Source organism: Mycobacterium sp. 852002-51613_SCH5001154, assembly GCF_001667425.1.
In the GTDB taxonomy this organism is placed as follows: Bacteria; Actinomycetota; Actinomycetes; order Mycobacteriales; family Mycobacteriaceae; genus Mycobacterium.
In genome coordinates this window covers 185,856-194,023 of sequence record NZ_LZII01000085.1, presented here as the reverse complement: position 1 = coordinate 194,023, position 8,168 = coordinate 185,856, and the positions used below count along the sequence as shown (strand labels likewise).

Below are 8,168 nucleotides of genomic sequence, written 5' to 3'. Positions count from 1 at the left end.
CGCCCGCACGTAGCGGTCGGCGGCTCCGAAACGGCGCAGGGTCATCAGGATCAGGCCGAGGGCAGTGTCGGCCACGGTGTCCGAAAGCACGTCGGGCGTGTTGCTGACGCCGATGCCGCGACGCCGCGCCGCCGACAGATCGATCAGGTCAACCCCGGCGCCGTTGTTGACGATCACCTCCAGATGCGGCAGCGCCGCCATCGTGCCGGCGTCGACGCCTGGCGACCCCGACGTGAGCACCACACGAATGTCGGCCCCATGCTCGGCCAGGAAATCGGCCCGTTCGGGGCCCTCGGGAAGCTTCGAAATGTCGTAGCGCGCGGTCAGCTCCGCCTCGAACGTCGGCTCGAAGTCACCGACCCGCAGCGCGTTCCTGATCTTTTTTGTTGTCACCCGTCCATCATCGAGCGTCGACGAAATATTCGGGCGGTGGCCTTCGTTGTTGCCCTCGACGGTGTCGGACATTCCCCCGGGTACCACCTCAAAACCGTCGCTTCGAGCGACCACTTGCCGAGAGGCGCGAAGACGGCACCGTCCCAAATTGATTCAGTGCACGGGAAGCAATCCGCCTGCGGCTCGGTTGCACCGCCAATGCGCATTGGAGTTGTGTTCCCGCAAATCGAGCTCGGTGGAGACCCCGCGGTCGTGCGTGCGTACGGCGAGGGCGTCGAGGGACTCGGATTCACCCACATCCTCGCCTACGACCACGTGGTGGGCGCCGACCCGAACGTGCACCGCGGCTGGGATGGCCCCTACGACATCGATTCGACATTCCATGAGCCGTTCGTCATGTTCGGCTACCTCGCCGCCATCACCTCCCTGGAACTCGTCACCGGGGTCATCATCCTGCCGCAGCGACAGACGGCGCTGGTCGCCAAGCAGGCCGCCGAAGTCGATCTGCTCACCGGCGGCCGATTCCGGCTTGGCGTCGGATTGGGCTGGAACGCGGTCGAATACGAGGCGCTGGGCGAGAAGTTCACCAATCGCGGCAAGCGCTCCGAGGAGCAGCTCGAACTGATGCGCCGGCTGTGGACCGAACGATCGGTCACCTTCAACGGGGAGTATCACACCGTGACCGCGGCGGGGCTGGCCCCATTGCCCACCCAACGCCCGATCCCCGTGTGGATCGGCGCGGCGTCCGACCGCGGGCTGGAACGCGCGGGGCGTCTCGCGGACGGCTGGTTCCCGATGACGGCTCCCGGCCCCGGCCTCGACCACGCGCGGGAACAGGTGCGGCGCGCCGCCGCGGCCGCCGGCCGCGACGCGGAAAGCCTCGGAATGGAAGGCCGGGTCAGCTGGGCCGGCGACCGCGCAAAGACCGCGGCCGACATCGCGGCCTGGCGGGCCGCGGGCGCCACCCACGTGTCGGTCAACACGATGAACGCCGGCCTCGCGACGGTCGATGATCACCTCGCCGTGCTCAAGCGGATCGCCGGCGACCTGTCGTAGCGGAGCGACACGCTACCGACAACGTCGCTGGCACAAGCTCGTTCGCCGGCACATGTTTCCCCACGGCACTCCCTACGCGTCCTGAGCGTAAGGACGTGGGCTAGCCGGCGTCCGCTTCGACCAAGGTGAGATGGACCGCGTGACGGTTGGCCTTCGACGACTTGCCCACGCGTCCATAGGGTTCCATCGGTCCGTTATGGACCTTGACCGCTCCCCCGGTAGCGCAGTGCCGGCGCTGCCAGTCGCTGATCGCCTGATGGGCAGCGTGATCGAGGTAGTTGGCCACCAGGTGGATGGTGACCGTGGTGCGCTCGGGGATCGTTGCGAGCACACCCGTCAGCCGGGGCAGGGCCAGGAAGGTGCACGCCCCTTCGATGAACACATGCCATTCGTCGCCCACGGGCTTCGCCTCCACCCTGGCCCGAACCACCCGCCACCCGGTCACGATGACCGCGACGGCCAGCCCGATCATGACGCCATGCAACAGGTTCAGGAAGACGACGCCGACAATCGTCACCAGATAGACGATGAGGTCGCCGTTGCGCGAGGCGGTCTCGATGTGTGCGGGCTTCAGCAGCTCGATCCCGATGACGATGAGTAAGCCGGCGAGCGCCGCGCTGGGGATCTGTTCGACCAATCCCGCGAAGGGGACGGCGAACAACAGAATCCAGACCCCGTGCATGATCGTCGAGGCGCGGGTCTTCGCACCCGCGTTGACATTAGCCGCGCTGCGCACGATCACACCGGCGATGGGAAGCCCACCGATTGCGCCGGACACCATGTTCGCCGCGCCCTGCCCGATCAACTCCCGGTTGAAGTCGGTGCGCGGGCCGGTGTGCATGCGGTCGATCGAGACCGCCGTCAGCAGGCTTTGGACGCTGGTGATCAGCGTGACCGTGATCACCGCGACCACGACGGCGCCCCAGTTCCCGTCCGGAAGCTGCGGCAGTTGCAGCGCCTCCAGCACCGAGCCCTCCAACCTGATGCGGGATACGTTGAACGGCAACACGACCGAGATAGCCGTAACGACGACGATGGCGACCAGTGGGCCAGGGACCTTGGCCAACCGGGCCGGTGCCCAGCGCCAGGCAATCAGAATGGCGATGATGAGTAGGCCCAGCACGAGGCCCGGTCGGTGCGCGCCGACGATCTGTGCGGGGAGCCCGATGACATTTGTCCAGGCCGAGCTCTGCGATTCACCCCCGAGCAATACGTGCACCTGTTGCAGGGCGATGGTGATTCCGATCCCGGCCAGCATGGCGTGCACGACAACCGGTGAGATCGCCAAGGCGGCGCGCGCAATCCGGCTGATCCCCAGCATGACTTGCAGTGCTCCCGCGACGACGGTGATCAAACAGGTTACCGCCCAGCCGAACTGGGAAACCAGGTCGGCGACAACGACCGTGAGCCCGGCGGCCGGACCGCTGACCTGCAACGGCGATCCGCCGACACACCCGGCGACGATCCCGCCGACGATCGCCGCTATCAAGCCGGACAGCACTGGAGCGTCCGAGGCGATCGCGATCCCGAGTGACAACGGAAGCGCCACCAGGAAAACCACTAACGAGGCCGGCAAGTCGTATTGCATGGCCGCGCGCCACCGGTCAACTGAATTCGGTTGACCCTGCTGGAAGTCTTGGTGACCTTGCCGCCCGGCGTGTTGCATCGGCCCTCCCTGGAAATGTGCATGAGGAAGCGCGCCGGATATCAGCCCGTGATGCGCCCGGATAGTGCGATGTGAAGCCCTGTGGCACTGGCGATTTCCAATCGCCGGAGAACGTCGTTGTTCTGCTAAGCGCGCCTGGCCTATGCATATCGAAGGTATGGGGCAGCCAAGCGGGTCGCAACCTGACGGGCCGCGCGCATATCGAATGCAAATCTTTTGCTGCCGGTCGCTGTCGAGTGGCCGACGGCGCTATTCACCGAAATAGGTTGACGCGCGGTGCATTACTCCAGCACGAAGACCGGTATCTGCCTAGTTGTCTTGGTCTGGTATTCGGCATAGGGCGGGTAAGCTTCGATGGCTAGCTGCCACCATTGCTCTCGCTCCGACCCGTCGAGTTCGCGTGCCCTCAGCGCGACGACCCTCTCGCCATCCTGCAGCGTGACCTCGGGATTGGCTTTCAGATTGAAATACCACGACGGATGCGCGGGGGCGCCGCCTTTCGACGCGACCATGGCGTAACGCCCGTTGCTTTCGACGCGCATCATCGGCACGTAACGCTTCTTGCCGGACTTCGCCCCGGTGACCGTCACCAGAACGACGGGCCGATCGAGAATCTCGACACCGTCGGTCGTGCCCTGTTTCAGGATTTGCTCGGTCTGCTCGCGTACCCAGTCCCTCGGGCTCAGTTCGATGTCGTCAGGCATACCTGATCTCAACACGTCGTCGCGCCGTCGTCATCCCCGTGCGCATCGCCGAACGGCCCGTCCGGGCGTGCAAGCGTAGAGTGGGGCCTCAACGCTTAAGTGAGCTAACTAATAGCGGAGAGGAGCCGGGTAGTGGCCCGCACCGAGAACGACACGTGGGATCTGGCCTCCAGCGTCAGAGCGACCGCGACGGCGGTCGCCGCGCAACGGGCGATCGCCTCCCAAGGGCCGGACCCCTTGCTGAACGACCCCTTCGCGGATCCGCTCGTTCGCGCCGTGGGCAGCGACGTCTTCGTCAAGCTCATCGATCACGAGGTCGACCGATCCGACGATCCCCTGCTGAATCGCCAGGCCGTGAACGAGCAGATTACGGTGCGCACCCGCTACTTCGACGACTTCTTCACGCAGGCAACCGAATCCGGTATTCGTCAGGCGGTGATCCTGGCGTCCGGGCTGGACACCCGGGCCTACCGGCTGACCTGGCCGGCCGGCACGGTGGTCTACGAGATCGACCAACCCGAGGTCATCGAGTTCAAGACGCGAGTACTGGCCGAGCTGGGCGCCGAACCTACCGCCGAGCGCCGCACGGTGGCGATCGACCTGCGCGAGGACTGGCCGGCCGCGCTGGTCGAGGCCGGGTTCGAGGCGAACGCACCGACGGCCTGGAGCGCCGAAGGCCTGCTCGTCTACCTTCCGCCCGAGGCGCAGGACCGTTTGTTCGACCACATCGTCGGCTTGTCGGCGGCGGGCAGCCGGATCGCCACCGAACACATGGATCTGCGCAACATCCCGCCGGACTGGGCGAAGAAGCTGACCGAACGGTCGCAGCGTCTCGGTTCCAAGATCAACCTGGCCGAACTTTTCTACACCGGCGACCGCAACACCGCAGCCGAATACCTGGCCGGGCATGGCTGGCAAGTCGACATCCGGACGACCGACCGGGCCTTTGCCGCCCACGGCTTCGAAGTACCGAATGACGAGCTCGCTTCGTTCGGCGAAGACTCCGGTTACCTGACGGCGACCCTGGGGTAAGTGCGACTTCCCATGCATCAGCCCCGTTGACATATATCAGCCTGGTTGATATACATGTGGCATGTCTCAGCCGACTCAAGATATGTTCGAATCCGCCTACCGGGGCGAAGCCCCCGAGATGGGTGAAGGCAATCGGCCGCCATGGAGCATCGGCGAGCCGCAACCGGAGATTGCGGCCCTCATCGAGGCCGGGAAGTTCCATGGCGACGTGCTCGATGCGGGTTGCGGGGAGGCGGCGGTGTCGTTGTTCCTCGCCGAGCGCGGCTTCACGACGGTGGGCCTGGACCAGTCGCCCACCGCCATCAAACTGGCGCGCGAGAAGGCCGCCAGGCGGGGTCTGGCCAATGCCACGTTCGACGTCGCCGACATCAGTGCGTTCGGCGGTTACGACGGCCGCTTCGGCACGATCGTCGACAGCACCCTTTTTCACTCAATGCCCGTCGAGTTGCGCGAGGGCTATCAGCAGTCCATCGTGCGTGCCGCGGCGCCGGGTGCCTCCTACTTCGTGCTGGTCTTCGACCGCGCGGGCATGCCGGCCGACGGCCCGGTCAACGCGGTCACCGAGGACGAGCTTCGGGACGTGGTCTCCAAGTACTGGGTGGTCGACGACATCCGGCCGGCGCGGATTCACGCCAACGTGCCCGACAGCTTCCTGCAAGGTTTCGACGCCTTCGCCGGCGCAAACATCCGCGACGAGGGCAACGGCCGCAAGTCGATGGGGGCCTGGCTGCTGTCCGCGCATCTCGGTTAGCCGACGCGGACGGCCGGGCAGGTTTCGAGCCGTGGGATTCGGGAGATCCTGACTGGAGCAGCGCAGACGGTCAGAGGAGATCCCACGTGGACCAGCAAGTCAATTTCGACCCGCCACCCGCCCCCGAGGCCGCTCGGCAGGCGACCGAGGAACAGCGCAAGTTGCAGGAGCAATTGGAGCACCCGAACGACGACCCGGACGCACCGGGATTACACCAGTCCCGACGCGACCTTCCCGACGAGAGCACGCGCTAAGTGGGTTGCTAGCGGACGGGGTGTCGCGCCGGCGCGATCATCGTCATCTGTTCTCCGGAGAAGGTTCGCGGATTACGCAGGCGGTCAGGCATTTTGATGATGACTCCCGACTCCGGTGTGCCGTCGGTCGCGAGCGAGCGCCATCGCGGCCAGCCATGTCAGCGTGAGGCCGCCGAGGGCTGCCGTGGGGATTGCCCACGCGCGCCGGATCATCAGCGCGTCATCACATCGTGCGACGTAATTAATGCCCGGGGCACCGGTTGATGAGGCCACATGATCTGGCCCGTTGACGGCACCCGAAGCTTGGGTCAAGTCAGTGGTGAATCCGCTGCCGCACTTCACTTGCCAGCCGTACTGGTCGTACGCGTCGATGAAGACCGGGAAGCGCAGCGCGAAAAGTCCGGCGGTCAGGGCCACTACGGCCACCGAGAAGATCAGGTGCGCGCGTGTGGTCATGTCGGCCCCTACGTCATGCAGACGTTGGCAAACAGCAGCACGGGCCAGGACACGATCGAGCCGAGAAAGGACACCACTAAATCGAGTCCGTGCATATCACGTAGATGGCTCGTATGGGTGGACGACCAGATCACCCCGACGATCAGATACGGCGTGCCCAGCAGGACGGCCAGGCCCAGGAGCTCAGCGATCGTCAACTGGTAGTCCAGTAGTTGGCGGAGCCTGTGGAGCATCGGCGTGCCTTTCGCGCGGGGACCTCCCCCGGGCGCGTCGGCGCAAGAGCACGGTCGGAGACCCCGTGGCGCCCGGTACGGATGGCGACTATGTTAATCGCGATTCGAGATATCGGGTAGCGCCCGTTGCCATGAAGCCATTCATTCGGCCGAGTGGTTTTACTGAGCAGCACGGCGTTAGGGATCGCCGCACGTGTCGTCGCGCTCGAGTGACGCCAGGACAAGTGCAGCACCATTCCGACCTGAAGCCGGCTTGCGTCCTCCCTCAGCCGCGTTGCGTCCCGCCCCTCCCCGCCTTGCGGGGAGCCGTGTCCGATTTGCCGAGCAAGGTGATTTCCATCAGTCGGCGCACCGTCATGCGTGCGGGCTGGCTCGTGCCGGGCATGACGAGCTGACCGATGTCGACGGCGAGTGCGAGCGCAGCGTGTACGGCGTATCGAGCGCGGCCGAGGGTTAGTTCGGGTCGCGCCGCTACGGCCAGCCGCGCCCAGGATTCGACGGTGGAGCGATTGATGTTGTAGAGGAGTACCGCGTCCGTATCGGGCAGATTGTTGCGCTCCGTGTAGTAAACGCGGGCCAGTTCGGGGTTGGCGAACGAACGCGTGACGAAGGCGTCGATTAGCTGCGCGAGCGAGTGCTCCGGATCACCGCCGGCGGCCAAAATAGTGGACAGGTCACCGGAGACTTGGTCGGCGCCGCGCCGGTATGCGACTGCCAGTATCGCGGCCTTACTCGGAAAGTACTGATAGATGCTCGCCACCGGTATGCCGACAGCCGTGGCGATGTCCTCCATACCGGTTTCGCGGAACCCCCGCTCGTTGAACAACCGGATCGATTCATGCAACAGCAATTCGTAGCTGCCCACCGCGCTCGTAATCGCGGCTGCCCGTTGGGATTCCGACTCGCTCGCCGGCGGCACCGGCACGTCGGCCCTCAACACGGCGGCCGCGATGTCGGCCAACGTCGCCCGGACCTCTCCGTCGCCCAGCCGGGAACGGTGGTCGGTGATGCTGCCGATGACACTCAACGCCGCCACCGAGAGCACCCAACGCTGCCGTGATTGCAGTTTGGGCCGGAGTCTGATCAACGGCCGCTGCAGACGCCGGTTGACCAGCTTGACCTGCTCGGACAGGACTCTCTGGTCTTCGCCCTGCAGATAGCGGCCTTCCCACCGGTAAAGTCCCCCCGTTGTGCGGTTGACAATCGCGGTATCGATCAGCGAACCGATCAGTGCACGTAGCGTCTCCTCGGGATCGGCATCATCGGGCAGGTGATCGGCAAACTCCGTGGCGTCCACCAGCCGCTGCCCGAGTGCCAGGACCGCGGAGCGGAACAGGTCATATTTGCCGTGCGAATGCCGGTACAGCGCCGCCGCCGAGACCCCGACCCGCGCCGCAATGTTTTCCATGCTGACCGCGTGGTAGCCGAGCTCGCTGAATGCATCCGAAGCCGCCCGGGCGATCTGTGCCTTGCGATCTTTGGGGCGCCGCTTTACCGGCTTTGCGGAGGAACGGCTGGCCGGCGTCATAGAGATCACGGTAGCCGCAGTATGCGGGGCCGGGCGGACGCGTGGCTGACCAATTCGCGGACACGACCGCCACATCGCCGAGAATCCGGCTCGCC

The 8,168-nt window shown here is 65.5% G+C and carries 9 protein-coding genes and 1 pseudogene; 4 read left to right on the top strand and 6 right to left on the bottom strand.

Annotated features, from left to right (window positions below; genetic code table 11):
• A pseudogene (locus tag A5750_RS24900) lies at window positions 1–465 on the bottom strand (2-hydroxyacid dehydrogenase); the annotation flags it as partial.
• Between the two features lie 126 nt (window positions 466–591).
• Here A5750_RS24900 and A5750_RS24895 point away from each other — a divergent pair.
• Window positions 592–1,449 (top strand): LLM class F420-dependent oxidoreductase, encoded by an 858-nt coding sequence (locus A5750_RS24895; protein ID WP_066954778.1) that lies wholly within the window; start codon window positions 592–594, stop codon window positions 1,447–1,449.
• A 100-nt stretch (window positions 1,450–1,549) separates the two neighbouring features.
• On the opposite strand, the gene A5750_RS24890 is transcribed toward A5750_RS24895, so the two are convergent.
• Entirely contained in the window at window positions 1,550–3,037 is a 1,488-nt protein-coding gene (locus A5750_RS24890; RefSeq protein ID WP_067266519.1) for a SulP family inorganic anion transporter, read from the bottom strand.
• A 359-nt stretch (window positions 3,038–3,396) separates the two neighbouring features.
• Window positions 3,397–3,819, bottom strand: coding sequence for a nitroreductase family deazaflavin-dependent oxidoreductase (locus A5750_RS24885; protein ID WP_066954784.1), 423 nt, complete (start codon window positions 3,817–3,819; stop codon window positions 3,397–3,399).
• A gap of 132 nt (window positions 3,820–3,951) precedes the next feature.
• Here A5750_RS24885 and A5750_RS24880 point away from each other — a divergent pair, with 132 nt between their 5' ends.
• The 3 genes from A5750_RS24880 (at window position 3,952) to A5750_RS26210 (ending at window position 5,856) form a co-directional block, all read left to right on the top strand.
• A complete protein-coding gene (locus A5750_RS24880; protein WP_067266516.1) occupies window positions 3,952–4,851 on the top strand; it encodes a class I SAM-dependent methyltransferase in 900 nt (299 codons plus the stop codon).
• Window positions 4,852–4,912: 61 nt separating this feature from the next.
• A complete protein-coding gene (locus tag A5750_RS24875) occupies window positions 4,913–5,602 on the top strand; it encodes a class I SAM-dependent methyltransferase (protein ID WP_066954790.1) in 690 nt (229 codons plus the stop codon).
• 86 nt (window positions 5,603–5,688) lie between these two features.
• Window positions 5,689–5,856: a hypothetical protein gene (locus A5750_RS26210; protein WP_197505525.1), complete on the top strand. Its 168-nt coding sequence runs from the start codon at window positions 5,689–5,691 to the stop codon at window positions 5,854–5,856.
• An 84-nt stretch (window positions 5,857–5,940) separates the two neighbouring features.
• Here the strand turns inward: A5750_RS26210 and A5750_RS24870 are convergent, their stop codons facing one another.
• From A5750_RS24870 to A5750_RS24860, 3 genes are all read right to left on the bottom strand, one after another.
• A complete protein-coding gene (locus A5750_RS24870) occupies window positions 5,941–6,312 on the bottom strand; it encodes a hypothetical protein (RefSeq protein ID WP_067266512.1) in 372 nt (123 codons plus the stop codon).
• An 8-nt stretch (window positions 6,313–6,320) separates the two neighbouring features.
• On the bottom strand, window positions 6,321–6,545 hold the full coding sequence (locus tag A5750_RS24865) for a hypothetical protein (protein ID WP_066954795.1): 225 nt from the start codon (window positions 6,543–6,545) through the stop codon (window positions 6,321–6,323).
• A gap of 265 nt (window positions 6,546–6,810) precedes the next feature.
• Window positions 6,811–8,073, bottom strand: a complete 1,263-nt coding sequence (locus A5750_RS24860) for a TetR/AcrR family transcriptional regulator (protein ID WP_066954798.1) — start codon at window positions 8,071–8,073, stop codon at window positions 6,811–6,813.
• Between the last annotated feature and the right edge of the window lie 95 nt (window positions 8,074–8,168).